General features: G+C 53.6%; 32 protein-coding genes. 14 read left to right on the top strand and 18 right to left on the bottom strand.

What is annotated here, in order from left to right:
- Positions 1-33: 33 nt before the first annotated feature.
- From ACTG34_RS08310 to ACTG34_RS08300, 3 genes are read right to left on the bottom strand one after another with little or no spacing between them, the layout of a single operon-like run.
- Positions 34-270, bottom strand: coding sequence for a F0F1 ATP synthase subunit C (locus tag ACTG34_RS08310; protein WP_062216586.1), 237 nt, complete (start codon positions 268-270; stop codon positions 34-36).
- Between the two features lie 59 nt (positions 271-329).
- The gene (locus ACTG34_RS08305) at positions 330-1085 is read right to left on the bottom strand and encodes a F0F1 ATP synthase subunit A (RefSeq protein WP_439104483.1); all 756 of its coding nucleotides are present in this window, start codon (positions 1083-1085) and stop codon (positions 330-332) included.
- 1 nt (position 1086) lies between these two features.
- The gene (locus ACTG34_RS08300) at positions 1087-1443 is read right to left on the bottom strand and encodes an AtpZ/AtpI family protein (protein WP_439104482.1); all 357 of its coding nucleotides are present in this window, start codon (positions 1441-1443) and stop codon (positions 1087-1089) included.
- A 211-nt stretch (positions 1444-1654) separates the two neighbouring features.
- On the opposite strand from ACTG34_RS08300, the gene ACTG34_RS08295 reads away from it, so the two are divergent.
- Positions 1655-1996: an ArsR/SmtB family transcription factor gene (locus ACTG34_RS08295; RefSeq protein WP_439104481.1), complete on the top strand. Its 342-nt coding sequence runs from the start codon at positions 1655-1657 to the stop codon at positions 1994-1996.
- 2 nt (positions 1997-1998) lie between these two features.
- Here ACTG34_RS08295 and ACTG34_RS08290 read toward each other — a convergent pair whose 3' ends face one another.
- The 3 genes from ACTG34_RS08290 to ACTG34_RS08280 all read right to left on the bottom strand — a co-directional run bounded on the left by ACTG34_RS08290 (position 1999) and on the right by ACTG34_RS08280 (position 4606).
- Positions 1999-2898, bottom strand: coding sequence for a DMT family transporter (locus tag ACTG34_RS08290; protein WP_439104480.1), 900 nt, complete (start codon positions 2896-2898; stop codon positions 1999-2001).
- Positions 2888-3778, bottom strand: coding sequence for a LysR family transcriptional regulator (locus ACTG34_RS08285; RefSeq protein ID WP_439104479.1), 891 nt, complete (start codon positions 3776-3778; stop codon positions 2888-2890). The genes ACTG34_RS08290 and ACTG34_RS08285 overlap by 11 nt, the downstream gene beginning before the upstream one ends.
- Positions 3779-3895: 117 nt before the next feature.
- Positions 3896-4606: a hypothetical protein gene (locus ACTG34_RS08280; RefSeq protein ID WP_439104478.1), complete on the bottom strand. Its 711-nt coding sequence runs from the start codon at positions 4604-4606 to the stop codon at positions 3896-3898.
- A gap of 313 nt (positions 4607-4919) precedes the next feature.
- Here ACTG34_RS08280 and ffh point away from each other — a divergent pair, with 313 nt between their 5' ends.
- The 10 genes from ffh to ACTG34_RS08230 all read left to right on the top strand — a co-directional run bounded on the left by ffh (position 4920) and on the right by ACTG34_RS08230 (position 12150).
- Positions 4920-6437 carry a signal recognition particle protein gene (gene ffh, locus ACTG34_RS08275; protein WP_439104477.1) on the top strand — a complete coding sequence of 506 codons (1518 nt, stop codon included), beginning with the start codon at positions 4920-4922 and terminating at the stop codon, positions 6435-6437.
- A complete protein-coding gene (locus tag ACTG34_RS08270) occupies positions 6438-6986 on the top strand; it encodes a GNAT family N-acetyltransferase (protein ID WP_439104476.1) in 549 nt (182 codons plus the stop codon). It begins immediately after the preceding gene.
- The gene (locus tag ACTG34_RS08265) at positions 6983-7282 is read left to right on the top strand and encodes a chorismate mutase (protein WP_062216600.1); all 300 of its coding nucleotides are present in this window, start codon (positions 6983-6985) and stop codon (positions 7280-7282) included. The genes ACTG34_RS08270 and ACTG34_RS08265 overlap by 4 nt, the downstream gene beginning before the upstream one ends.
- Before the next feature lie 53 nt (positions 7283-7335).
- Positions 7336-7725 (top strand): 30S ribosomal protein S16, encoded by a 390-nt coding sequence (gene rpsP / locus ACTG34_RS08260; protein ID WP_439104475.1) that lies wholly within the window; start codon positions 7336-7338, stop codon positions 7723-7725.
- A 311-nt stretch (positions 7726-8036) separates the two neighbouring features.
- Complete coding sequence (gene rimM / locus ACTG34_RS08255) at positions 8037-8546, top strand: ribosome maturation factor RimM (RefSeq protein ID WP_439104474.1); 510 nt, start codon at positions 8037-8039, stop codon at positions 8544-8546.
- On the top strand, positions 8543-9367 hold the full coding sequence (locus ACTG34_RS08250) for a hypothetical protein (protein WP_439104473.1): 825 nt from the start codon (positions 8543-8545) through the stop codon (positions 9365-9367). Before rimM ends, ACTG34_RS08250 begins: the two co-directional genes overlap by 4 nt.
- 14 nt (positions 9368-9381) lie before the next feature.
- Complete coding sequence (gene trmD, locus ACTG34_RS08245; protein ID WP_439104472.1) at positions 9382-10206, top strand: tRNA (guanosine(37)-N1)-methyltransferase TrmD; 825 nt, start codon at positions 9382-9384, stop codon at positions 10204-10206.
- 276 nt (positions 10207-10482) lie between these two features.
- Positions 10483-10863, top strand: a complete 381-nt coding sequence (rplS, locus tag ACTG34_RS08240) for a 50S ribosomal protein L19 (protein WP_439104471.1) — start codon at positions 10483-10485, stop codon at positions 10861-10863.
- Between the two features lie 11 nt (positions 10864-10874).
- Entirely contained in the window at positions 10875-11096 is a 222-nt protein-coding gene (rpmE, locus tag ACTG34_RS08235) for a 50S ribosomal protein L31 (RefSeq protein ID WP_062216617.1), read from the top strand.
- Between the two features lie 241 nt (positions 11097-11337).
- Complete coding sequence (locus ACTG34_RS08230) at positions 11338-12150, top strand: division plane positioning ATPase MipZ (RefSeq protein ID WP_439104470.1); 813 nt, start codon at positions 11338-11340, stop codon at positions 12148-12150.
- A 17-nt stretch (positions 12151-12167) separates the two neighbouring features.
- On the opposite strand, the gene ACTG34_RS08225 is transcribed toward ACTG34_RS08230, so the two are convergent.
- The 3 genes from ACTG34_RS08225 to ACTG34_RS08215 form a co-directional block, all read right to left on the bottom strand.
- Positions 12168-12524, bottom strand: a complete 357-nt coding sequence (locus tag ACTG34_RS08225; protein ID WP_439104469.1) for a hypothetical protein — start codon at positions 12522-12524, stop codon at positions 12168-12170.
- Positions 12525-12555: 31 nt separating this feature from the next.
- Complete coding sequence (locus ACTG34_RS08220; protein WP_439104468.1) at positions 12556-12813, bottom strand: hypothetical protein; 258 nt, start codon at positions 12811-12813, stop codon at positions 12556-12558.
- A 100-nt stretch (positions 12814-12913) separates the two neighbouring features.
- Positions 12914-13420, bottom strand: coding sequence for a DUF2478 domain-containing protein (locus ACTG34_RS08215; RefSeq protein WP_439104467.1), 507 nt, complete (start codon positions 13418-13420; stop codon positions 12914-12916).
- A 118-nt stretch (positions 13421-13538) separates the two neighbouring features.
- On the opposite strand from ACTG34_RS08215, the gene mobA reads away from it, so the two are divergent.
- A complete protein-coding gene (gene mobA, locus ACTG34_RS08210; RefSeq protein ID WP_439104466.1) occupies positions 13539-14147 on the top strand; it encodes a molybdenum cofactor guanylyltransferase MobA in 609 nt (202 codons plus the stop codon).
- Here mobA and ACTG34_RS08205 read toward each other — a convergent pair whose 3' ends face one another.
- From ACTG34_RS08205 to ACTG34_RS08185, 5 genes are all read right to left on the bottom strand, one after another.
- The gene (locus ACTG34_RS08205) at positions 14148-14387 is read right to left on the bottom strand and encodes a sulfurtransferase TusA family protein (RefSeq protein ID WP_439104465.1); all 240 of its coding nucleotides are present in this window, start codon (positions 14385-14387) and stop codon (positions 14148-14150) included.
- Positions 14384-15112 (bottom strand): transcriptional regulator NanR, encoded by a 729-nt coding sequence (gene nanR, locus ACTG34_RS08200; protein WP_439104464.1) that lies wholly within the window; start codon positions 15110-15112, stop codon positions 14384-14386. The genes ACTG34_RS08205 and nanR overlap by 4 nt, the downstream gene beginning before the upstream one ends.
- A 100-nt stretch (positions 15113-15212) precedes the next feature.
- Positions 15213-15887 (bottom strand): response regulator transcription factor, encoded by a 675-nt coding sequence (locus ACTG34_RS08195; RefSeq protein ID WP_439104463.1) that lies wholly within the window; start codon positions 15885-15887, stop codon positions 15213-15215.
- 172 nt (positions 15888-16059) lie between these two features.
- Positions 16060-18642 carry an ATP-binding protein gene (locus ACTG34_RS08190; protein ID WP_439104462.1) on the bottom strand — a complete coding sequence of 861 codons (2583 nt, stop codon included), beginning with the start codon at positions 18640-18642 and terminating at the stop codon, positions 16060-16062.
- A 5-nt stretch (positions 18643-18647) separates the two neighbouring features.
- Positions 18648-19160: an oxidoreductase gene (locus ACTG34_RS08185; RefSeq protein WP_439104461.1), complete on the bottom strand. Its 513-nt coding sequence runs from the start codon at positions 19158-19160 to the stop codon at positions 18648-18650.
- Positions 19161-19601: 441 nt separating this feature from the next.
- Between ACTG34_RS08185 and ACTG34_RS08180 the strand changes: the two genes are divergently transcribed.
- Complete coding sequence (locus ACTG34_RS08180; RefSeq protein WP_439104460.1) at positions 19602-20042, top strand: hypothetical protein; 441 nt, start codon at positions 19602-19604, stop codon at positions 20040-20042.
- A gap of 292 nt (positions 20043-20334) precedes the next feature.
- On the opposite strand, the gene ACTG34_RS08175 is transcribed toward ACTG34_RS08180, so the two are convergent.
- The gene (locus ACTG34_RS08175) at positions 20335-20940 is read right to left on the bottom strand and encodes a response regulator transcription factor (RefSeq protein ID WP_439104459.1); all 606 of its coding nucleotides are present in this window, start codon (positions 20938-20940) and stop codon (positions 20335-20337) included.
- An 885-nt stretch (positions 20941-21825) separates the two neighbouring features.
- Between ACTG34_RS08175 and ACTG34_RS08170 the strand changes: the two genes are divergently transcribed.
- A complete protein-coding gene (locus ACTG34_RS08170) occupies positions 21826-22311 on the top strand; it encodes a hypothetical protein (protein WP_439104458.1) in 486 nt (161 codons plus the stop codon).
- A gap of 92 nt (positions 22312-22403) precedes the next feature.
- Here ACTG34_RS08170 and ACTG34_RS08165 read toward each other — a convergent pair whose 3' ends face one another.
- The 3 genes from ACTG34_RS08165 to araD1 form a co-directional block, all read right to left on the bottom strand.
- Positions 22404-23339, bottom strand: coding sequence for a Gfo/Idh/MocA family protein (locus ACTG34_RS08165; protein WP_439104457.1), 936 nt, complete (start codon positions 23337-23339; stop codon positions 22404-22406).
- Positions 23339-25084 carry an L-arabinonate dehydratase gene (gene araD / locus ACTG34_RS08160; RefSeq protein WP_439104456.1) on the bottom strand — a complete coding sequence of 582 codons (1746 nt, stop codon included), beginning with the start codon at positions 25082-25084 and terminating at the stop codon, positions 23339-23341. Before araD ends, ACTG34_RS08165 begins: the two co-directional genes overlap by 1 nt.
- Before the next feature lie 2 nt (positions 25085-25086).
- Positions 25087-26083, bottom strand: a 997-nt coding sequence (araD1, locus tag ACTG34_RS08155; protein ID WP_439104455.1) for an AraD1 family protein, incomplete at its 5' end; no start/stop codon positions are given.

Here is a 26083-nt window from a genome sequence, read left to right as displayed (position 1 = left end):
CGACCCACCCTGCCGTAAGGATGAAGCGTCAGATCAGACAGCGAACATCAGCAAGAGAGCGACGAGGAACGAGAAAATCCCGAGCGCTTCTGCGAAGGCCATGCCGATGAAGAGTGTAGCAGTCTGCGAAGCAGCTGCGGATGGGTTGCGCAATGCGCCTGCGAGGTAGTTGCCTGCAACGGTACCAACACCGATGGCTGCGCCACCCATGCCGAATGCCGTGAGACCGACGCCGATGTATTTGCCGAGTTCTGCGATATTGCCTTCCATGGGGGTATCTCCTTACGTTGGAATTGGCTTTAGATAGTCGTTCGAACCTGACCCGCCCGTTAGTGGGATGGGTGCAGCGCGTCCTTTAGGTACACGCAGGTAAGAATAGTGAACACGTAGGCTTGGATAAACGCTACGAGTAATTCGAGGCCGTACATGGCGGTGATCGCCACAACGGAAACAGGTGAAATTAGTGTGATCGCGGCAAAGCCGGCGAATACTTTCATAACCGCGTGACCCGCCATCATGTTACCCGCAAGACGGATAGAGTGGCTTACAGGGCGCACGAAATACGAGATCAATTCGATCACTGCGAGGACCGGGCGCATCGCAAGGGGCGCCGACTTGATCCAGAACAATCCGAGGAACTTGGTGCCATGCAACACAAAGCCGAGCACTGTCACAAAGGTAAACACGAGCATCGCAAGTACGGCTGTAACCGCGATATGCGTAGTCGTGGTGAAGGCCGTCGGAATAAGGCCCAATGTGTTAGCGAACACGATGAACGAGAACAGTGTCATAATGTAAGGGAAGTAGCGAATGGCGTCTTTGCCTGCCACATCTTCAACCATTTTATGAACAAATCCGTACATCAATTCAGCAACGGACTGGATGCGCGATGGCACGACAGCGCGACCGCGCGACCCCAAAACCATCAGGCCAACAATGCACAAGACGGTCAAAGCCATCCAAAGCGTTACGTTGGTCGGCGTATACCAATGAATTGGACCATCCCCGAACAACGGAGAGATCTTAAACTGGTCCATCGGGTGAAAAACCAAGCTGCTTTCGGAGCCGTGTGCTTCTTCAGCCATTTTAATCCCTCTCATCGCCTGCGGGTGTGCCCGCGTTGTTCTCTACGTCGACATCAGCCAACTGTTGCTTTTGTATCTCTGCCGCTGTTCGCATCATCGTTTTGACGCCAGCTACGAGACCCAATCCTACAAACAGCACTAGGAAAATCGGGAGCGTCCCGAACACCCCATCGAGGGTGTACCCAATGCCAAAGCCGATCAACAGACCGGCAATCAATTCAACCACCATTCGCCATGCCATGTTGGCCTGAGAAAAGTGCTCTTCACCCTTGGAGTTTCTTGGCGCTTGCGCCCCTTTCGCCTTTGCAATCCGCTCTTCCAGTGCGCGCAGGCGCTCAGGTTCATGCGGGTCGGTCATAGACGTTTTGCCCCCTAAGGTCGTTGCCGCGGAAACTAGGCGGCACGGCGATCAGAGTCAATAAGGCACGCACTAACATAACATACTGAAAATAAACGGTTTTGCTTTATTTTCGGTGCGCTCACCTGACCGCATTGCCCCAAAACCACCCAAATGCATTATTCAACCAAATGGTTGACCAATAGCCGCGCTCTCCCTATCGCTTTGGGATATGACACCTGACCTTGATCACATCTTTGCGGCTCTAGCCGATCCCACCCGCAGGGCAATCCTCATTATGCTGCTTGAGGACGATATGGCTGTGACCGATGTGGCGGATCCCTTTCAGATGTCGCTGGCCGCCGTATCCAAACACCTTACCATTTTGACGCGTTCCGGACTCATCACCCAAGAAAAACGCGGGCGGGTCAAATGGTGCAAGCTTGACCCTGACGCGATGAAAGCCGCAAGCATATGGATGCAGGGGTTTGGCCAGTTCGAGGAACTGGATCTCGACGGGTTGGAGCGGTTTTTAGAGCATGAGTTGCGCGACGAGCAGCCGCACGCGGACTAAACCTACGCCTCGTGTTTGAGCAACAGATAGAGCGCCAATATGGTTAGCCCGATCCCGCCAAATACGTAGACAGATGGCACCCCGTGGCCCAACGCGATCTCCCACACAATCACCCAAGACGGCGTGAGATAAGTGTAGGCCATGACCTTTGCCGAGGCGAGGCGCACAGAGGCAAAGGCCAAAAGAGATGCCGTTGTCGTCGTAGCAATGATCGAGACATAGGCAAGTGTAATCCAGACAATCGCAGGCAACGCGCCCCAATCAGTCGCCACAATATCGCGCCATCCGAACGCCAAAAGCACGATGGTCGCGGCGATCAGGATGAAAAAGGTAAAGACAAACGTGCGTTCCCCGCGTGAGAACTTAGGGACCAGCGGCGTATAGATCGCATGTGCAATCACACCGATGAAATAGACTGCCTCACCCCGTCCGACCTCAAATGCTAGCAAGGCCGACAGATCCGCGCGAAAAATCACCCAAAGCGCCCCTGTGGCCCCAACCGCAAGCGCGAGCGCAATCCGTTTTGTCGTGATTTGGCGCGCGATGAGATAGCCAAATCCCGCAGCTAGCACAGGTGTCAGCGTAAACACCGCAGCCGTGGACACCGGCGTTGCGGTTTTAAGCCCCTCGAACATCATAACAAAGTAAAGCGCGAACAGACCGCCCAAAATGCCATAGCGCCACGGCGCACGCATTGCCTCACGCGGAATTCCCCCTGTGAATACCGCCAACATCCCGACCACAATGGAGGCGATGATAAAACGGACACTGTTCAGGGCAAAGGGCGATATTTCATTTGCCGCCATTGAGCCGAGGGAAAAAGACCCCGCAACCAAGGCTGAAAACGCCAGCATGGCAAGATGTCCGCGGCGACGATCATCGCGTGAGGCTCTATGCGGCACAGGTCCAGTCCTTTGCGTGATCTTTGAGCATGGTCAAAAAGGCCTGCACCTTTGGCGTACGGTGCAAATCGACATGGGTCACAAGCCAATTTGCGCTTTCCCATTCCGGACGAGCGCCCATCAGCTCGATCATATCGTCATGCCCTGCGGCAAGATGCGTTGGCAAAAAGCCCGCCCCGATGCCTGACAAGACCGCCTGTATCATCGCCTCAACCTCAGAGGCGCGGAACGTGATGCGATCAGGGTCGACACGCTCATACAGCCATCTCATAAACGGCGCTCGATTTGTGTGATCATCGTGCCCGACAAATCGCAATTCATTCAGCATTTGATCTGGCTCGGGATGCCCGAAGCGCTCAAGGTAGCTTTTGTGCGCATAAAGCGCATGCGACTGGCTGTAAAAGGGCTGCGCGACATTGTCAGGCTCTTGTGGTGGTTTGCCTGCGCGAATAGCAACATGCGCCTCGCCGTATTCAAGGCGGAACACCCGCTCTCCGGTCAGATACCGTACAATAACATCGGGATACGTGCGTTGGAATTCCGCCAAAACTGGCGCCACGACCGACGCCATGCCCGGCAGCGACGTAACAACTAATTCGCCGGAAACATCTTCGCCGCGACCCTTTATGCGGCTCACCAATTGCGAGAACTGGTCGTCCGTGGTTTGCGCAACGCTCAGCAGGTCGGCGCCTGCTTCGGTTGGCGTATAGCCACGGGCATGGCGTTGAAACAGTTTGACCCCCAACTGTCCTTCAAGGGCATCAATATGTCGGATCACAGTAGCGTGATGTACGCCCAAGACCTGTGCCGCGCCAGAAACAGTGCCAAGTTTAGCCACCTGAAACGCCGTACGAATTTCATCCCAATTTTCAGACATCATGGCGCGTCACCTGTGCGAAGTTGCTGCATTGAGGTGCAAAATCGCCCTCGCCCTGCAAAAATGCAAGGACAAACGCGCATGCGGCTTAAATACCTCAATCAAACTCGTCCGCGATTGTTAAGCTGGATCAAACGCCCGCAGCCATGCCGCATCAATATCGTCCAACACATCTTGAGAAAAACGCGCCAGTTCTGTCCAATACATGCCAGAGGGAACATAATAGCCCGCATCCTCTTCCATCTTCAGCGCCATATTCACGCGCTCGATATCAAACACAACTGGATCAATGCGGGCAGATACGGCTCCAACCTCAGCCCGAAAATAAGGCAACACACTTTCTGATCCGCTCAAATTGAGCATCTCGCAGGCTTGGTTGGCCGCAAAATACTGTAGACGGCGCGCCTTGGCGGGCAACGATTTGAGCGTAGGGTCATCACGCAACGGATCGGCCGTTCCTGTCCCGTAAAAATGTGTTTGCGCCGTTTTGGGGTACACCATATCGCATCCGTAAAAGCACATCTGAGATGGCCGTAGTGCATGCAGCGCCCAATAGGCCGCCGTGAACGCCATCGTCCCGCCCGCATAAACGAACCCGCCATAGACATTTTGCGCCGGAACATAATCCGCACTAGTAATCACGTGTTGATCTGACTGCACGACTTGCGGTCGCCTCTCGGGTGGAAAATCATCCGGATGAATGTGATGCGTCCAGTTCGGCAAAGCGCGCCAAGCATTATTAATAGCGACCACGGCATCAAAGCGCGATAAGTCCCAATTTGCCGCCTGCGGTGCATCGGGGCCACTCCCAAGTATCAAGACACGGTTCATTGATCATTTTCCCTGATCGCACTTTATTGAGTTGGTAGTACGCGGTAGACGCATGTTTGGGTCAAAATAACCTTTCGCCGCTATCAGGTGTGTGTAACGAAAGTTAGCGCCACTTGACTCACCTGTCCCCCGCGCGTAAACGCAGCCCAACATCTTCCGGAAGCGCAAATTCTTCCGGTCCTCAGGCCCACGCGCCAGGATCGCCCCCCGTCAGCGAGTTTCGCCCACGGGGGCCAAAATCCATTTGGCGTTTGAATTTCACCGCTTCGTCCCCAGATGAGGCACATCGTCAACAGGTAGGGAGACCGCCATAATGTTTGAAAATCTGTCAGATCGCCTCTCAGGCGTCTTCGACAAGCTCACCAAACAAGGGGCGCTGTCCGAAGATGATGTGAAGACGGCTCTGCGCGAAGTACGCGTAGCTCTTCTTGAGGCTGACGTGTCGCTGCCCGTTGCCCGTGATTTTGTCAAAGCCGTCGAGGCCAAGGCCACCGGTCAATCCGTCACCAAGTCTGTGACACCTGGTCAACAGGTCGTCAAAATCGTCCACGACGAGTTGGTGCATTTCCTTGCCGGTGACGAGGCCGACATTGGCGCGCTGAAAGTCGACAATCCCCCTGCACCGATTCTTATGGTCGGTTTGCAAGGTGGCGGTAAAACCACAACGACCGCCAAATTGGCCAAGCGCCTCAAAGAGAAGCAAAGCAAGCGCGTTTTGATGGCCTCGCTCGACGTTTACCGTCCTGCAGCGATGGAACAATTGCGCGTGTTGGGTGAGCAAATCGGCGTTGATACTCTACCAATCGTGGCGGGTGAAAGCCCCGCACAGATCACCAAACGCGCCAAGCAGATGGCGACAATGGGCGGCTATGACGTCTACATGCTCGACACCGCGGGCCGCTTGTCTATCGACGACACCCTGATGGCCGAGGTCGAAGCGGTGCGCGACATCGCCACCCCGCGCGAAACCATTTTGGTTGTCGACGGTCTGACGGGTCAGGATGCCGTGCATACCGCTGAAAACTTTGACGGGCGCATCGGGATCACGGGTGTGATCCTCACCCGAATGGACGGCGATGGTCGCGGTGGTGCTGCTTTGTCCATGCGTGCCGTCACAGGCAAGCCGATCAAGTTTGTCGGCATTGGCGAAAAGATGGACGCGCTTGAGGAATTCCACCCCGAGCGGATCGCGGGCCGTATCCTTGGCATGGGCGACATCGTGTCCCTCGTCGAGAAAGCCCAAGAGACCATCGAGGCCGAACACGCCGAACGAATGATGAAGCGCTTTCAAAAGGGTCGGTTCAATATGAACGACCTCAAGATGCAGCTTGAGCAAATGCAAAAAATGGGCGGCATGGAAAGCATTATGGGCATGATGCCCGGCATGAAAAAAGCCGCGTCACAGATCAAGGACAGTGGGTTTGACGAAAGCGTTTTTAAGCGCCAGATCGCCCTGATCCAATCCATGACCAAACTCGAACGCGCCAACCCACAGCTGTTGCAGGCCAGCCGTAAAAAGCGCATCGCCAAGGGCGCAGGCCTCGAAGTGCCCGAACTGAACCAGCTTCTCAAAATGCAGCGCCAGATGGCCGACATGATGAAGAAGATGGGCAAAATGGGCAAAGGCGGGATGCTTAAACAAGCCGTCAAAGGCATGTTTGGCAAAGGCGGGCCGCAGAGCCTCGAAGATATGGACCCCGCGAAAATGGCAGAGGCCACCCGTGCCATTCAATCCGGTCTACCTAAAAACATGCCCGCTTTGGGTAATCTCCCTGGCCTTGGCGGAAACGCGCTTCCGCCCGGTCTCTCCGGCTTTGGGAAGAAAAAGTAAGTGAGACAGGCCCCGACCATAACTACGGCTCGCCTTACGCTGCGCCCCCATGTCGCGCGTGATTTTGACGCCTATGCCGACATCTTTGCATCGGATAGGGCAGGATATATGGGCCAACTTAAACGACGCCAAGCATGGTTCAGTTTTTGCTCCGATGTCGCGCAATGGTCCTTGTTTGGCTACGGGGCGTGGGGCGTTGAGCGCACCGATGATGGTGTATTTCTGGGTCAAGTTGCTCTGTTAAAACCCGATCATTTTCCCGAACTCGAGTTGGGATGGATGATGACGCCCGATGGCGAAGGACACGGATACGCCTTCGAAGCCGCCCAAGCGGCGCGCGATTTTGCTTATGTTGAGTTGGGTCAGGAGACGCTTGTCTCCTATATTTCGCCTGCCAATACTCGGTCTATTGCATTGGCAATGCGTCTGGGCGCTGCGCATGATGAGAGTGCGGCCTTGCCCGATGGCGAAAGCCCTGCCGAAACTATTGTCTACCGTCACCCCGATCCCGCCGCGTTGCAAGACGGTGGAATGGAGGCCTACGCATGAGTGATCCTATCATCCGCGCCCAAGAGATTTTGGCCGAGCACCGCGATAGCATCGACCGTCTCGACGCCATCCTTGTGTATACTCTCGGCGAGCGCTTCGCGCAGACTCAGGCGGTCGGTAAGCTGAAAGCCGAATACAACCTTCCGCCGTCTGATCCGGCGCGCGAGGCCACTCAAATTGCACGGCTTGAGGATTTGGCCAAACGCGCCAACCTCGATCCGGAATTCGCAACGAAATTCCTGAAATTCGTTATTCAGGAAGTTATTCAACACCACAAACAACACCAAGATTGCTGAACGTTCTCAAAACGAGAACATCAGCTTAATAGCTACACATAGGAGACTTTATCATGGCTATGAAAATCCGGCTCGCCCGCGGCGGTTCCAAAAAACGCCCTTTCTACCGTATCGTTGCTGCTGACGCACGCATGCCACGCGATGGCCGTTACATCGAGAAACTCGGCACATACAACCCGTTGCTCGCCAAAGACAACGAAGAGCGCGTACAGATGAACGTTGAGCGCGTAAAATACTGGCTCGGCGAAGGCGCACAGCCAACCGACCGTATCTCCCGCATGCTCGAAGCGGCTGGTGTTGTTGCAAAAAAAGAACGCGCCAACCCAACCAAAGGCACACCAGGCAAAAAAGCCGTTGCGCGCGCTGAAGAAAAAGCAGCGAAAATTGCAGATGCTGCTGAAGCCGCTGCCGCCCCTGCTGAAGAAGCCGCTGCTGAAGAGTAAATCTTCCGAGCGTGTTTTTTTATGACGACAGGCCCCGAACGCGATAATCACGTGTTCGGGGTTTTATTTGACTTATATGGCGACGACATTGCGGCTCACCATCTCGCGTATGCCGCGCATGAATAGGTCGCGAAAAGTTCTGCATACCGAATATCCGAGCGGCGATCATGGCTGTATAGGCCGACCATAGTGCGGGCGACGCTCGCCAATTTCATCCATGCGACACGCAATTGGGGTATGGCGTTTCGCCGAAGTATGTTCGAAGTTAGCACAATAGATTTTGCGACCATCTCAACGGCCATGAGGGCACAATGACAGACAGTATGATAATTGTGGGTGCTATAGCAGGCTCCTTCGGCGTTCATGGAGATGTACGTATCAAGTCGTTTTGTGCGATCCCCGAAGACATTGCGACTTACGGCACCCTCATGTCCCACGACGGCAAACATAAATTTGAAATCGACATTACACGGTCGATCAAAAACGGCTTTTCAGCGCGCATCGACGGCGTAATCACAAAGGAAGATGCCGATGCCCTAAAAGGGGTCACGTTGCACGTCAGCCGTGATGTCCTACCGTCCTTGCCTGACGACGAGTTTTACCATGCAGACCTCATTGGATTGGAAGTGTGCGATACGGGCGGAACCGTATTGGGGAGGGTTGCAGACGTGCTCAATCATGGGGCGGGCGACTTGTTGGAAGTTAACGGGCCGACCCTAAAAGCTTCGGTTTTGCTGCCATTTACACGCGCACATGTGCCAACCGTTGACCTTTCAGCACGGCGCATAATCGCTGATCCCCCAGAGGGATTGTTCGAGTGAAACGCCGTGTCGTGATCCATGCCGGCTTTCACAAAACAGGGACGACCACACTTCAACACACATTGGCTCAAAACACCGATCTACTCGTGCCACATATGGAGATGCGCCTCCCCAAAGATCCGCTTCTTGATCTTCTTGCACTCTCGTCAAAAAACTTCTCCCAGATGCGCAATCGCCCGACACGACAAGCGTTGCGCAATGAGGCTGAGGCCTTTTTCGAAACCTTTGACGCGCATGACCCCCGTCCACTTTTGATCTCGCATGAAAACCTGTGCGGCCACTATCCGGGATATAAAAACATCCGTAATTTCTCTGCGGCGGGCCCCGCGATGAAACTGATCTCAGAAGGGTTTGAGGCCGCGTGGGGATCGTTGGACACGCTATCTTTCTACTTCTCAACCCGTCGAAACGGATGGCTCGCGTCGTGTCATTGGCAACGGCTAAAGCAAAAGCGGTATAAGCTATCGCTCGAAGAGTTCGAAGCGCGGTATCGCGGAGCGGATGACTTTGACACAGTGCTCGCGGACATGCGCGCGCGGTTGGGCGATGTTGCTGTGAGCTCATGCGCGCTTGAAGACATGGGTCACCCTATCTCGCCCGTTTTAGCACTATTCGGACTATCGCACCTGCAATCGGCTCTGACCATCCCGCCCAACACCAATGTGTCAGCGTCCTCAAATGCCCGCGCGGCCTTGGTTGATGCGCATAAAAACGATCTGCGTGGGCCTGATTATTGGGCATTGAGACGGTCCATCTTTGGTGAGGACGATACGGAAATGGGCACGGACCCCCGCGATGCATTTGCGTCCTCGCCGCGATAGGCTATAGCAACGCAATGACAGATAAGCCGGCACCCGCATCCGATACTCCGAAATCTCACGGTCGCCTCGCCGTGCGGCCTACGTTGCGCCCACGCGAGTTGATGACCAATACACCCGACCTTGCGGGGGCGTGGACAGCTAAAATCATTACTCTGTTTCCCGAAGCTTTTCCTGGCGTTCTTGGTGAGAGCCTCACGGGTAAAGCGCTCCAAGAGGGCAAATGGCGGTTAGAGAAGATCCATCTGCGCGAATTTGGAATTGGCAAACACCGCAACGTCGATGACACCCCAGCAGGTGGCGGCGCGGGCATGGTATTGCGACCAGACGTGATGGGAAATGCGATTGATTTCGCGATGGACGGCACCCCGCCAAACCGCGACGACTGGCCTTTGGTCTATCTCTCCCCGCGCGGCAAGCGGTTTGATCAGGCCACAGCGCGGCGATGGTCAAACGCTCAAGGCGTGACCATGATTTGCGGGCGATTTGAGGGCTTGGACGACCGCGTGCTTTATCACTATGGCATTGAAGAAGTATCCCTTGGTGATTTTGTTCTTACCGGCGGCGAAATCGCAGCCCAAGCGATGATCGACGCCACGGTACGCCTGTTGCCGGACGTACTTGGAAACGCGCAGAGCATTGAGGAAGAAAGCCACTCGAATGGTTTATTGGAGCACCCCCAATTCACCAAACCGGCCGAATGGCGCGGGCTTCCAATCCCTGAGGTCCTCATGTCCGGTCACCACGGCAAGATCGCGCAGTGGCGTCAAAAGATGGCTGAAAAAATCACCCGCGAGCGCCGCCCAGATATGCTCAAACCGTCATCAGACGATCAGCGCTAAACACCGCAAGCGGGACGATTTCACGCACACACATCTTGCCACGTTGATTCAATCCACCTATACACCGCTCGTCTGGCATCAGAATCGGTGTGCGGACTGTTTTGTTGTTTTCTCGGGCGCCTTCTTCGGCGCCGCTATGAGTTTCGACAAGACATGAACAATTAAAGTCGACCGAATTCTCCGGCGGGCACATGATGACCCGAAAGAAGACACGGAGCTCTGGGACGCGTGAAACATTCGTGGATATAAACCGCGAAAAATATTTTGGAGAAAGCGATGAACCTTATCGCACAACTGGAAGCTGAGCAAATTGCTGCGCTCGGCAAATCCATTCCCGATTTCAAAGCAGGCGACACCATTCGCGTCGGCTTTAAAGTGACCGAGGGCACCCGCTCCCGTGTCCAGATGTACGAAGGCGTGTGCATTTCCCGTAAAAACGGCGCTGGCATTTCCGGTTCTTTTACGGTTCGCAAAATTTCCTTTGGTGAAGGTGTGGAACGTATGTTCCCATTGCACTCCACCAACATCGACAGCATCGAAGTTGTCCGCCGTGGCCGCGTTCGTCGCGCCAAACTTTACTACTTGCGTGAGCGTCGTGGTAAATCCGCACGTATTGCAGAAGTCACCAACTACAAACCGCTTAACGCCAAAGCCTAAGGAGACCTTCGATGAAATCCGATACACACCCCGAATACCACGTCATCGGCGTCAAAATGACCGATGGCACAGTTGTCCAGATGAAATCCACTTGGGGTTCCGAAGGCGATCAGTTGTCCCTCGACATTGATCCGTCTGTGCACCCAGCATGGAATGGCGGCTCAACCCGCCTCATGGACCAAGGCGGCCGCGTCTCCAAGTTCAAGAGCAAATACTCCGGCCTCGGCTTCTAAGCCAAGCCTGTTACTGTTTACGAAAGGTCCGCAGATCATTCTGCGGGCCTTTTTTCATGTCGCAGCGCACCATCTCGGCGTGATCTCCATTGTGTTGATCACCACGACCATTCGACGTGTTCTGGTACCCAGTTTTCGCGAAACGCACTTGCGCATGAGGTCGGATCAACGGCATACATGGCGGTAATAATTAGGAACATGTGCGGCAAATATTACCGCGCGGTAAAGACGGGATATACAGTTGGCACATATTATTGTCGTGGGAAATGAGAAGGGCGGAGCGGGTAAATCAACCGTCTCTATGCATGTTGCAACGGCCCTCTCACGTATGGGCTACCGCGTAGGTGCGCTTGATCTGGACCTGCGCCAAAAAACCTTTGCACGCTATTTGGAAAACCGTCTTTCCTTTTGCGTGCGTGAGGGGCATGACCTCCCGACCCCCGACTATCGTGACCTACCGTCCGTCAACGCCGACGAACTTGAGGACGGCGAAAACCTGTATGATAGACGGCTATCTCTGGCCGTGGCCGGTCTTGAGGACACGTGTGACTTCATCCTCATTGATTGCCCAGGCTCTCACACCCGTTTGAGCCAAGTGGCGCACTCTCTCGCAGATACCTTGGTTACGCCGTTGAACGACAGTTTTATCGACTTTGATCTATTGGCCCGGGTGGATCCTGATACAAACAAGATCCTTGGCCCATCGGTCTATTCCGAAATGGTCTGGAATGCGCGTCAGTTGCGTGCCCAAGCAGGGCTAAAACCCATTGACTGGGTGGTCTTGCGCAACCGTGTCGGCGCACAGAATATGCACAACAAAAAGAAAATCGGAAGTGCTATGGAAGATCTGTCTAAACGGATCGGATTTCGTGTCGCCCCCGGGTTCTCCGAGCGCGTCATTTTCCGCGAACTCTTCCCGCGCGGCCTGACACTGCTCGATCTCAAAGACATCGGCGTGAAAAACGCATTGAACATCTCTAACGTTGCTGCCCGCCAAGAGGTGCGCGACCTGCTCAAAGAGATCAAACTTCCTAACATCGAGATCAATTTCTAAGCGCCCATCCGCCAAGCTTACTTTAGTTTGATCACCGTGACTTTTGACGGATCTATCCCTTGTGCAAGCAACGCTGCCGTGGCATCCCCGCCAACCTGCCCCGATGCGACATGGATCGACTTGGGGGCAAGGCTAATTGTTTTGGGTCGCTCTCGCCACAGTGCGCGCGGATCATATTTCTTGTAAAACGGTTCGGCATAAACCGGATCAGCACCGGACATATCAATGTCTGCATACTTCGACTGAACGACGAGAGCCGTGAGCGCGCTCACATCGCCTGTCTGCGCGGCATGGCGCAAGTTATCAGACTTGAAAAAGATAAAAGTAACGGCAGCGACGGTCAACATAACCGCCTGAATAACCATTTTGTACATTGGTAAACCCCTTAAAACTAACGACTACGCCTTACGCCTTGGATGTGGAAATTTGATCGAAGCGCGCCAGGATTTGTCCGTTGCGGGCAGATCGACTTTTCTTGTGCTTGCCGCTCACATCAAATGTGGCAGGATCACGATGTACGCCACGTTGTCCTTGGAAAATAATAGCCACCAACGAGAGCACGATGAGGGCCAGCCCAATACAAAGCATCATGTAAATCTGGCCCTTCGAAAGCGTTACCGCCAAGGTTTCAAAACGGGTAGCGAGCGCGCTAAGATCAATCATGTCGGACCTCCTTTTGGTCATGTCCAAAATTGAAACTGACGCAGAATCGGGGCAAAAATCGGGCGCGCTCGTGAAAACTACGCGCCAAGTTTAGGACTGATTAAGGCGCAATCTGCATGATAATCCAGTCGAGCACGGCACCAGCATTGGCCTCCAACGGCACAGCAAGACCCTCACAATACGCATCAAACTCGCGGCGTTTGGCGGGGTTCACGCCAACTACAACCGGAATGCCATTTTCAAGTGCGCCCGCAATGACGCCGCGAAATCCGCGCCCGTCTGCTTCTTGTTTGCCAAATTTATTGATGATTAAAACCGATGGGGCATGAGACGCCATATCGGCCTCAACTTGGGCAACCGCCCGCTCCAACCCATCAGGGTCTAGTCGGCATCCCCGTGCAAACGGCCCCAACGACTGACTGATCCTCCACAGCGTTCCTGACGATAGCGTTTGCAGATCCATATGGCATATCTGAGTATCAGCGTGGTCCGTATTCACCTGAACCGCCCCCGCAATTGCGACACCCTGATCACGCAAAGCCGAAGCGACATTTCGCAAGATTGCATCGATCTCCCCATGTCCCTGTGCCGAAATATATGCAAGCATGTTTGATCCCTTGTTCGTGTCGGGTGTGCGGTACACAATGGCGGCACGCATTGAAAGGTCAAATCTGTCAGCGTCTGGACGGCTCTTTCACGCATAAACGACACACAAAAGGCACGCCATGGAACAGATAGCAGGTCTGATTTTAGCGGGCGGACAAGCACGGCGTATGGGCGGCACTGAGAAGGCATTCATCATACTCGATGGCCTTCCCTTAGTGGCGCGTGTGATTGATGCACTACGCCCGCAATGCGGCAACCTGGCCATCAGTTCAAATAGCGCTCCGCCTCTTTACGAGAGCTTCGGCTTACCGGTCTTGGCCGATGGAATCCCTAAACAGCAAGGCCCCCTATCGGGGATTCTTGCAGGCTTAGAATGGGCGGCGCGCGCAGGGCAATCACAGATACTTTGCGTCCCTGTCGATGTTCCTTTTATACCCGACACTTTGGTCGCGCGCCTCACGCGCGGTGCCACGAACTCCGGATTCTGCATTGCCGCCAGCTCTCAACATGGAATTCGGCGCCATCATCCGGTAATAGGTGTTTGGCCTGTTCGTCTGCGTGACAAAATCCGCGCCGCACTCGCTGACGGTGATCGTCGTGTCGGGCAGTTCGCGCTCCGTCACAGCGCAAACATCGTCACATTCGACGTCGAGGACGGGATTGACCCGTTCTTCAACATCAACACACCGCAGGATCGCATAGACGCCGAAGCCGTCCTAAAACCCTAATTATCCTCGTTGGATCAGATAGACCTGAGTGTCACCCACGTCCTCAGCGGAAAGAAAGGTATGCCCCGCCTCGACACAAAAATGCGGCACATCAATGATCGCCGCGGGGTCCGATGCGACCAGCCGCAACACCGCCCCCGCAGGCATATCCAACAAAGCCTTGCGTGCCTTAAGAACCGGTAGCGGACATAAGAGGCCGACCGCGTCGATATGGCGATCTGGATGCGTGTGTACCGTCATTCTCTTGCCTCGAACGCATCACTGGACCGATCAAGATGGTTAGACATCGCAGCTACGGCACCCTCCTCATCATGACACTCAATCAAATCGACAATCTTCGTGTGCTCCGCCAACGTGATGTCTTCGTTCCCCGACCAATGCAATAGCGTCAGGTGGTAATCAAACAACCATCCCAACATCGCGTGAGACACAGAGGCAATAATGGGATTTTGAGCTACTTGCGCAACACGTGTGTGAAAGGCGATGTCCGCTTCAATAAAAGTCGTGGCATCCCCAAGGTGAATGCGCTGACGCTCCACGAGAAGACGCAAATCCGCAACATCCGCAGCCGTTGACGTTCGCGCGGCAATACGCACCATTCCAAGTTCAAACATCTGGCGTGCTTGTTTCAGGTGCTCAAGGTTGGCGGGCGCCGACGACAAAACGAGGCGCGCGATCTCACTTGATTGCGCAAGAACTGTACTCGCATCCACTGCATTTACACGGGACCGCTCGCCATGGTTGATCGTAATCAGGCCACTATTGTGCAAAGACTGCAACGCCTCGCGCACGGCAGGACGGCCCACGCCAAAGCGATCCATCAGTGCACGCTCGGACGGCAAAACGTCACCGGAAGAAAGCACACCAGATGTGATCATCTCTCGCAGTTTATCAAGCACCTGATCAGAAAGCTTGCGTCGCGTTATCTTTTCGCGCTCATCATGTTTTGGAGTGTTCTGCGCCACATTCGCGTCTCCCTAAGCGGGTCATCGGTCAGTATATAAGACGTGATGACCGCTTTGGGCAACACTCGACCTTAGTCGAAATAGAAGACATCGCACCAGATCAGATCAAACCTGTCTGTTTGGCAATCATCGCGGCGTGTGTCCGATTGCGTGCGTCGAGTTTCGCGCAGATTGCGCGCATCTTCATCTTAATCGCAACTTCTGTTGTATCGAGCTCGATTGCGATTTCTTTGTTTGTTTTGCCTGCAGCAGCAGAGCGTAGAATTAGGCGCTCGCGCTCATCCACAACAGATACGCCAGCCCTACGCTCTTGCGACTTGCGCGCCAAAGACAGCGGAACAAACTCGTTGCCATCTGCGATCAAGCGTAGCGTGCTTGCAAAGCTCTTGCATGGCTGGGTTTTAGAGATAAAGCCCTTTGCGCCAAGGCCAATCGCCTGCCAAATGAAATCATCGTCTGTCGTACCGGAAAAGATGACGACATTGCCGTCACCCGCAGCGCTCACGACAGATTTAACCGATTTCAGGCCTTCCATCCCAGGCATTGAGATATCAAGCATGATGACATCAAACCCCTCAGGCGCGGCTTGCATCGCCTCAATGGTCGTTTCGAAAGAGTTGCAAATCTGGACTGTGAAATCGCGCTCTTCCAAGAGGACCAACTTTATTGCATCTGCAACAAGGCTGTGATCATCTGCGATCAAAACAGATATAGTATCATTATCACTCTGAGGAGCAACTTTATGTCCTGTTAGATCTGAAGTATCAGTACTCATATGTTCTTACTCCTTAGCTAAGCTCAAATTAACCGATTAGCTAACTTTCGCCACCCTCTGAGCCACAACAATCGGTAAAGTATGCTAATGCGCGATCAATTTCTACCTTAAGTATACATGCACCAACCCCAAAGGGTGCAATCGTTGGTCAAACGGAGCAAGGATTTCGGCGTTAAGTTGCCAGACGCGCTTCGAGACCATCGCATGTTTGCGCAAAAACACCTTCAAGCCGCGATAGGTCAACGGTGAGAGCAGCAAGGGTGCGTGAGTGTGCCTGCTGTTCTTGGATCAAGAGCAACTCCATGAGCGCATTCGCCCCCACCAACGCAGCCGATCCTGCAAATTTATGCGCAACCTTTGCATAGCCAGCAACGTCGCGTTGCCCAATCATCGCGCGCATTTCAGCGATCAGTTGATAACCCTCATCAACGAACCGCTCACAGGTGTGGCGCAAACGATCCGCACCCAGCGCCTCGCCCAAATCCGAAAGGATCTCCTCGTTGACAATAACCCCAGATGCAGAATCGGACAGAGCAGACCCCGGACGCACGGAAATCTGCATAACCTCATCAAGCTTTCGCTTTGTAATCGGCTTGATGATGACGTCCGAGAACCCTTCGGCACGTAGCCTCGCGGTAATATCCTTTGCAGTATTCGCCGTGACCGCAATAATGGGTGCCGTTGCATTTGGCCCATCACCCTCACGAATAATGCGAGTGGCATCGGTGCCGTTCAAAACTGGCATGTTGAGATCCATCAAAATAACGTCGAACACGGAGGAGGACGCGGCGCGCACCGCTTGCGCCCCATCAACGACCGCCTCGAACGAATGGCCACCGCGCATAAGCATTTCACACAGGACATCACGGTTGATTGCGTTGTCCTCAACCACCAAAACTCTAAGTGGCGCTTGACTACGCGGCGTTGGAGTAGTCGAACCACTTTCGGCCTCGACAGGCCCCGCGTCCATCGACACAGCGATATCTGCTGGGATAGAGAACCAAAACACACTCCCCTCCCCGACCTCGCTCTCGACACCGATTTGCCCGCCCATCGCACGCACAACACGCCGCGCAATACCGAGCCCGAGACCTGTGCCGCTCCCACTGCGGGCATTATCGGTCGATATGGTCACAAAATCCTCGAACACTCGATCGACATCTCCCTCAGGAATCCCAACGCCTGTGTCAATTACACGGTATTCAATCTGCGAGGAGGCATTGTGAAACTCAATCTCGATGGTGACGGACCCGCCCTCGGTAAACCGGTTGGCATTGCCCACAAGGTTCATCAATATCTGCATAATGCGCGCGGGATCGCCGACAATAAACTCTGGGACATCACCAACAACCTCAATCAAAACGTGGTTTCCTCGCTCTTGCGCGTCAGCGGAAACTGTTTCGACAATGCGATTGGCTAATTCGTAAGGGGACAAGGCTACGCGGGCAAAATCGAATTTGCCTGCTTCCAGCTTTTCAACATCCAACACATCATTAACATGACCTAACAAAATTGCCCCCGAATATTCCATAGCTTGCACGTACCGCTTTTGCCCACCCGTCAGGTGCGTTACTTTTAGGTTTTCTAGCGTCCCCAATAGACCATTGAGCGGCGTACGGATTTCGTGGCTCATCACCGCAACGAATGCCGCTTTGGCGCGTTCGCTTTCCATAGCTTGGTCGCGCGCGAGGATTAAGTCATTTTGTGCTGCAACGCGGTTCGTAATATCACGCATGTAAGACACGAACAGCTCGCGGTCACCGAGGCGGATCGACGCGATAGATAGCTCCACCGGAAAGAGCTCGCCATTCTTGCGTTTGGCCTCCATTGAGACCAGCCCTTTTCCAACCACGCGCGCTACTCCACCGTCTCGGTAGCGTTTGAACCCTGCCTCGTGCGCCGCCACCAAGTGATCAGGAACGATAAGCTCCGAAAGCGATCGCCCGATTGCGTCTTGTGCGGAGTAACCAAAAATAGTTGTAGCTGCTGGATTGAATTCGACGACACGCGCGTCCTGATCAACCACAACCACGGCATCCAGAGCCGTATTTATGACCGCTTCAAAACGCAACTTGGCCGAACGCAGTGACCGCGTTTGGCGCGCGCCGAATTGCCATAGCCACCAAAGCCCGAATAATCCCATCGACAGTGCTGTCACCAAGACGCCCGCAACTGCCGCCAAACGGACCAAGGATGAATATACACGTTCGCGCTGATCTTGTGCGGCCACCGCAAACTCGCGGATACCTTGGAGCGAGATAGCGCGCACGTTGAAAGCAAGATCTTCCATTTGCGATGACAACGGCGGATAGGCTGACGCAATAGCGTCCGGCCCGGCATCTACAATCTGCGCGGTAGAAACAGTAAACTCTCGCAACGTGTCCATACGTGATAATATCGAACTACCGTCGAACACGCGCGCGAATGCATCCCCATTGATCACGGTTTCAACGCGGCTGTAAAACACGTCGAAGCGTTGCGAAAACTCCTTCACACGCACCGGATCGTTGGGATCAAACATCAACAGGGCGATTCGCATCTGATCAAATTCGACTTCTAACTGTGCGAGAGACCATTGCTGACTATCGGAATTCGCAATTGCGAGACTTTCGATCTCGGTACGCACAGCACCGCCGTAGCGCGCTATTTCCCAAATGGACATAGAGACGACAAAGAACAGCAGCAAAGCCAAGGGCGCACCCTTGGCCTCCGCCGCCCGAACAAGTCGCGCACTAAATCCACTTCGAAAAGACATCTAGATTACTCGGAAAGCTCGACGCGAAGTTGTTTAACCTGCCACACGCTGCGTGAATACACGACTTCGCTGCGGAACTCATCATCACTATCGTATGGGTACACAACCCAAATAGGGCCCTTGTCGCGGATTGACATTTCATCGCCATTACGACGTGTCGCCAAAAGCGCCTCATCGGGGCGCATTTCTGACACCGGCATTGACACCACATAGTCGTTGATGGCGCTCACGAACAACTCGCCCTCGGTCAATCCGAGGCTCTCCAGGATCGTATGTACATAAACGCCCGAAAACGATTGTAGGCCTTCGGTCCAGATCGTAGTTGTTTCGAACGCACCTTGCGTCATCGCGTCAAGGCTTGCCAGATCGAAGTCTCGCATGTCCTCAACACCGTCTGAGTCGAAATCACCATAAACGGTTAAAATTGTTGGGCCAGTTAGCTCGGGCTCACTCTTGGCGGCTGCCAAAAAGGGGACCAAAGCCAAAGCAGCTCCACACAGAATAGATTTCAAATTCACACTATAGCTCCTCGTGCTGATGTTCACGCACATCATCACATGGCGCTATAGTTTTTCATATATCCTCATTGGTATCACATTATATCCAAAAGTATAGTTAACGCGACAAGAAGAGTTCCGTCGAACGCGTACAACCTAAAGGAATTCCTCAGATAAATTAACCATAACAATATATTAACCAACAATTGGCGCACAAAAGCCGATTCACCACGAAGATTCCTTAGTTGGCGAATGAAAACTTTAGAATATATGAGAGACCCGAATTAAGTGAAAATTACTCTATTGCTCGTTTTTTAATTCTCGGAGGCTGCGGTTACATACTGTTAGCGCAGACATAGACATCTATATCATCCGTTTCGAATTTTGAGAGTAAAAATGAACCCTTTAGTTAACAGACTGTTAAATCGCCACGCCCCCTCCGACAAGAGTGAGCAATACGCGATGCGGCCCCAAATGCCGTCAGAGACAGTTAGAAAACCACATGTCGTTCCTACTGTCACCGCGCATACCAAAATTCTATTTATTGGATTTCCCGCTGGATCGATCTTCCCGCGCTCAAACGCGATGCCACTTGGATATCAGATTGCCAGTTGCGACTTTGAACGTGCCCGAGACCTTTTTGCCGTAATGGCCTTCGACTATGTGTGCCTGTATTCTGACAGTATGAGCCCGAACCTGATAGATCACATGCGCGCCACAGCCAAAGTACTAGAGGAAACACCTCAAACACAACTGATCGCCGTAGGCCCCCACTTCCCGAATGAATTCAAAAGCTTTCTTATCGCACTTGGCGCACATCACGCCATTCAATGGCGCGGAGATACAAGCGCCCTACTGGCAACCCTGCATCATCGCATCCAAGAGGCCGACGAGAAAGGGTAGCTTCAGCCCAAGCCGATCAAGAGCACCTATAACCCTACCCTAACACTCCATTTAAACAATAAGCCAGCGAGACACATGCCCAACACCGTCACAATTTACACCTCACCACTACAATCCGCGAACATCAATGCCCGCCCGCCATCAAGTAGCTCCGATGAGTGCCTCGTAAGTTGCTTTTTAGACATTCTAACGAATATCGATGACATGGCAGTGTCAGACATCGTTCACGAGCTTGACAGTTTCGGCATCCGCCTGACGCGCACGTTAAAACCTTAAGCGCACACGAGGCAAATCAATCAAACCAACCCATTTCACGAGCGATCATTGCCGCGTGCGTGCGGTTGCGTGCTTCAAGCTTGCGGCCCAACGTACGCACATGCAATTTAATTGTGACCTCGCTTAGCCCAAGATCAAGCGCGATCTCCTTGTTTGCTTTGCCTTCACACAATCCACGCAACACTTCGGTTTCACGCGATGTCAGCCCCGTCTCCGGCTTCGCCTCTTTTTGTGACATAAATTCAAATGGCGCAAAAACCGTGCCTGAGACCATAATGTGCACTGCCCCAGCGATGGACTTTGCTGGCAGTGATTTAGGCACAAATCCAACCGCTCCACATTCAATCGCACGTCGAGCAACCTCTGCACTGGCGGCGCCTGATATAATAGCGATCGGCACACCCGGATAATCGTTCAGCAATTGCTCCAGGCCCTTGAGGCCATTCATACCCGGCATCTGATAGTCGAGCAAAATAAGGTCAAAAGCTGAGTCAGCTTGTAAGATCTCAATTGTTTGATCCACCGACGAAGAAGTCGTGACCTCTTCAAACCCCTCATTGCGCAGATATGCTGCGACAGAGTCTCTAACTAGATCATGGTCATCTGCTAGCAAAAGTTTCATTGCGCCCCTCTGCCATTTCCGGCGCGCATCGCGTGCGGCCTAATAAATCTCTTCGTATTAAACATACTTAAATGCATCAAATCTCAACCTCTCGCTCAATCGACGCAGACTTCACTCGCATCCACACCCAATTATCGACCGCTTTCACGCTTGCTGCCTTGCGCACTCACCCAACACTTTAGGGAGTATAGGACGCTCCAACCGCACAAGCAAAGCGGCAAAAGACATAAGCCCAGAAATCGTATAGCTCAATAAAGCCACTCCAACGCCACACCCGCTCACCAAAAGCCCTAAACCAATAACTAGACCAAAAACGCTCGCGGCAAACAAGCACGCTAAAATTTTCATTGTCTCTCCTTTGATAGAACCATCTTTTTTCCGTAACATACGGAATCTGCATCTACTTTTTGATCATACGTAAAAACTAACCACAGGTAAGCTACGCAAAGGGTCGAGTCTGACGATTTTACGCAGCACTTATATTCTATAGTTTCTAGCTCATGATGTGCGACACACCCCACCCCAAAGACAAATCAAGAAACTCATGCGCCAACGTTAAGACTTTCGCGTGCATTCACACAGCAATGCCTAAGACCTAAAAAGTACCCCTGCTCGCATGAGAGGCAGCTCGACGGCGGCCCACCAACGTTGTCAGAGTAGCCATCATCGATCTGGCCCGATGCACCGTTGCCGCCCCCCAGTGGCACTATGACGGCGCGTCGGGCCAATTATCAAAATCGCGGCCTTACATTGCGCAACCTAAGTTGCAAAAAGCGATAGTCCAAAAGTGTCAACGCCATCTAAAGATATATGATTCATGCTTTTGCGCGCGCCGTGCTCGTTTAAAGCCGTGCTATCGTTTTACCAACTGTTAAGGAAAACGATATGTTTAGTATTTTTGATGGCTTCGACGCAAATTGCTGTTTGCTCACAACATCTTGTGCACTCACGAGCTCAATGCTCACGATGCTGGAAAACGACGATGCACAAGTGAAAGTTTGCGGAAGCTACGGCTCTCTGAAAGCCGCGCTAAGCGACGATAAGACTATAAATTATATCTTTATCGATCTAGACAGCTTTGACGGCATCGCCGCGCAATTTGATGCGATAAAGAAATTGCGCGAAACGCACGCAGACAAAAGCGTTGTTTTGCTCTCCTCCGATTTTGCAATGAATGAATACGGCACGCACCGGTTGATGCTCGCAGATGTGTCATTGCGCCTACCGGTCACCATTTCATCGCTCGAAATTGCATTGATGCAAGCGCCAGTAAATAATAAAATATGGTGTCACCGTATGGCTGCGGCGCAGGATATCACGGCACCTCCGGCTCCAGTACGGCCGTTTCAACACGAAAGCAGCGCGGCCTGATCCGCGTGCCATAGTCCAGTCTTGGGCCAACTCAAAAGGACGACCAACGCACTGCGATGGTCGTCCTTTTTTCAGTTTAATCGCTTTGAACTTTACCACTCAAAGGCGGACACCTGTTGGCGTTTGCCAAGGGTCAGCGCATCAGAGACGTGTAGCATGGGACGCATATCAACTTCGCTTACCCCGCTGGAAACGAAGGCCGCCATATCGGCGTAGAGCTGCGGATATTCGCCGTCAAGCTGCCCTATTGCACCGGGTTGTTCAATGCCGTCGATCAGCAGCACACCTCCACCTTTCTCAAGCTTCAAAACACCCTCTTTGCACACCGCCTCGATATCCCAAATATCAGCACCGCTATGATCCCAATTCATTTGGGCCGACACGATTGCGCCATGCGGATGATAAAAATCGAGATCCGCAGCAATCGGCGTGTCGCGATTGGCGGGGAATTTCAGGATTGCACCTGTAAGATGGATCGGATCAGGCAAAATGTCGGTCACGATGGACAGGGAATTGATGCCTGGATCAAAGATGCCCATGCCTCCCGGCTCGAACACCCAATCCTGATTTGGATGCCATTTGCGTACGTCTTCTTTCCACGTCACTGTGAACCGCTCGATCGCCTTGCCCATGAGCCATGCCTTCGCCGTTGCAACCTGTGCGGCCTTGCGCGAATGCCATGTCGCGTACAGCGTCACACCGGCATCGCGTGCGAGCATTTCAAGGGCATAGACCTCAGACAGCGTAGCACCCGGAGGCTTTTCAAGCATCACATGGCGCCCTGCGGCGATGGCCGCGCGCGCGTATTCAAAACGTGGGACAGGCGGCATGCAAAGGCTCACCACCTCAATCTCGGGGTGCGCACAAAGCATCTCATCCATACACTTATAATTTGGCACACCCTCTACCTGATGATGGCGTGACACCGCGGCAGCCAGTTCCCATTCGTCCGATTTGGCAAGCGATGGAATATGCTGATCGATTGCGATCTTACCGACACCGACCAGAGCAATTTTACGCAACGCCATTAGTGACTATCCTTGCCGACAGGTGCCCCACGGCACCCTTTGAGAAAGTCGAGATCCGCACCGGTGTCGGCGCCCTCGACGTGCGCTTGGTGCAGCCACGCATATCCACCAGTCGCCTGTTCATGAGACGGTGCCCACGCAGCCAACCGCGCGGCCAACTCATCATCAGGAATGTCGAGATGTAGACGGCGATTTGGCACATCCAGCTCAATAAAATCGCCGTTTTGAACCACGGCAAGCGGACCACCCGCAGCGGCCTCAGGCGAGGTATGAAGTACGACTGTGCCGTAAGCCGTGCCCGACATGCGCGCGTCCGAGATACGAACCATGTCCGTGATCCCCTTGCGCAGAACCTTCGGCGGTAGACCCATGTTTCCGACTTCCGCCATGCCCGGGTAGCCTTTGGGACCACAGTTTTTCATGACCATGACGCAGGTCTCGTCAATATCGAGGTCCTCATCATTGATCTTGGCTTTATAATCGTCGATATCCTCGAAAACGACAGCACGACCACGGTGGGTGAGCAACGCGGGTGTCGCCGCAGACGGTTTGAGAACCGCACCTTTGGGGGCAAGGTTGCCGCGCACAACGGCAATACCGCCCTGTTCCATCAAAGGTTTATCAACGGGCAGAATGACGTCTTCGTTGTGGTTCACAACGTCTTTGACCTCATTCCAAATCGTCTCGCCCGATACGGTGAGGGCGTCCTTGTTCAACTGACCGCCCTCGCCCAAACGCTTGAGCACCACAGGCAAACCACCGGCGTAAAAGAACTCCTCCATCAGGTATTTGCCCGACGGCATCAGGTTCACAATAGTGGACACATCACGACCACAGCGATCCCAATCGTCAAGAGAGAGATCAATACCCACACGCCCCGCCATAGCAAGCAAGTGCACAACGGCGTTGGTCGATCCACCAATCGCACCGTTCGCGCGAATGGCGTTCTCGAACGCGGCTTTGGTCATAATGTCGGAGGGTTTCAAGTCGTCTTTGACCATCTGTACGATGCGGCGGCCTGACAGTTGCGCCATCACGCGGCGGCGACTATCGACCGCTGGGATCGCGGCGTTGCCCGACAATGCCATGCCGAGTGCTTCGGCCATAGACGCCATTGTCGAGGCAGTCCCCATCGTATTGCATGTACCCGTTGAGCGCGACATGCCTTGTTCGGCTTCCAAGAATTCCTCTTGGGTCATCTTGCCCGCTTTGACATCCTCGGAAAATTTCCAAAGGTGGGTGCCAGATCCAATACGCTCGTTTTTGTAAATACCATTGAGCATCGGCCCGCCGGTCACAACAATGGACGGAAGATCGCAAGACGCGGCCCCCATCATCAAGGACGGTGTGGTTTTATCACAGCCCACAAGAAGCACACAGCCGTCAATCGGTTGTCCGCGAATAGTCTCCTCGACCGCGAGAGCCGCAAGGTTGCGAAACATCATCGCGGTTGGGCGATAGGTATTTTCAGACGCCGAGAACACCGGGACTTCGACGGGAAAGCCACCCGCTTCCCAAATACCCGCTTTGACCTTTTCGGCCAGTTCTTTCATGTGGCTGCCATTGCACGGCGTCAATTCAGACCATGTATTGAGGATGCCGATAACGGGCCGCCCATCGAACAAGTCATGCGGATAACCTTGGTTCTTGAGCCACCCACGGTGATAAATCGTATCGCGGCTATTGCCCCCATACCAAGATTGAGAACGCAGTTTTCGGGGCCATTCAGCAGGTTTGAAACTCATGATTATAGGGCCTTCACTTTGGTGGTGCCTGCAACTTTTGGAGCTTGGACAAGCGGGTTGCGCAGAGCCATACCGAAATCAGCGGCTTCAATCTCGAACACATCGCCGTCTTCGGTTTTCACGCCATCCGCGAACGAGAGCGTAGCGGTCCCAAAGAAATGAACGTGTAGATCACCTTGTTGGCGGAAGATGTCGTATTTGAAATGGTGGTGCTCAAGATTGGCAAGCGTGTGAGACATGTTGTCCTCACCCGACACAAACGGCTTTTCCCAAATCAACGCACCATCGCGGTAAATGCGCGACATGCCTTGTACGTCAGCGGGCAAATCACCGATCAACATTTCAGGACCGATGGCAGCAGGGCGCAATTTGGAATGCGCAAGCCAGAGATAGTTACCGCGCTCGGTGATGTGATCGGAGAACTCGTTGGACAGGGCAAAGCCAACACGAAACGGTGCACCATCGGGACCATTGATGTAAATGCCCGCGATCTCGGGTTCTTCGCCTGCATCCTCAGCAAAAGACGGTGAATGCAGCGGCTTACCTGCGGCCACTGCCATCGTTCCGTTGCCTTTGTAGAACCACTCGGGTTGTGCCCCGACTTCGTTCGCTGCTGGCTTTCCCGTCTCGACACCCATTTGGAACATCTTCATTGAGTCGGTCATTACCGCCTCTTTGTCCTGCTTGGCGTGCATGGAATTGCGGGTCGAGGCCGAGCCGAGGTGGGTCAGGCCCGTGCCCGTCAAATGGCAGTGCGCGGGATCGTCGTGGTGGATCGGCAATAACATCAGCCCGTCAGCGTAAGCCGCTTCAAGATCGACAGCCTCACCAAATCCGTGGTCACGAATGACATCGGCCAACGGACGGCCCGATGTTGCCGCCTCCATCGCCAAAGCATAGGACGATGTTGCCCCTTTGACCGCGTAGGCCTCAGACCCGGAGCGCACGACAACGGTAATTCCGCCATCTACATTCTTAATTTGCGAGAGAAGCATAACG

Source organism: Celeribacter marinus (assembly GCF_965656515.1).
GTDB classification, from domain to species: Bacteria; Pseudomonadota; Alphaproteobacteria; order Rhodobacterales; family Rhodobacteraceae; genus Celeribacter; species Celeribacter marinus_D.
This window is presented reverse-complemented; position numbering and strand designations above follow the sequence as displayed.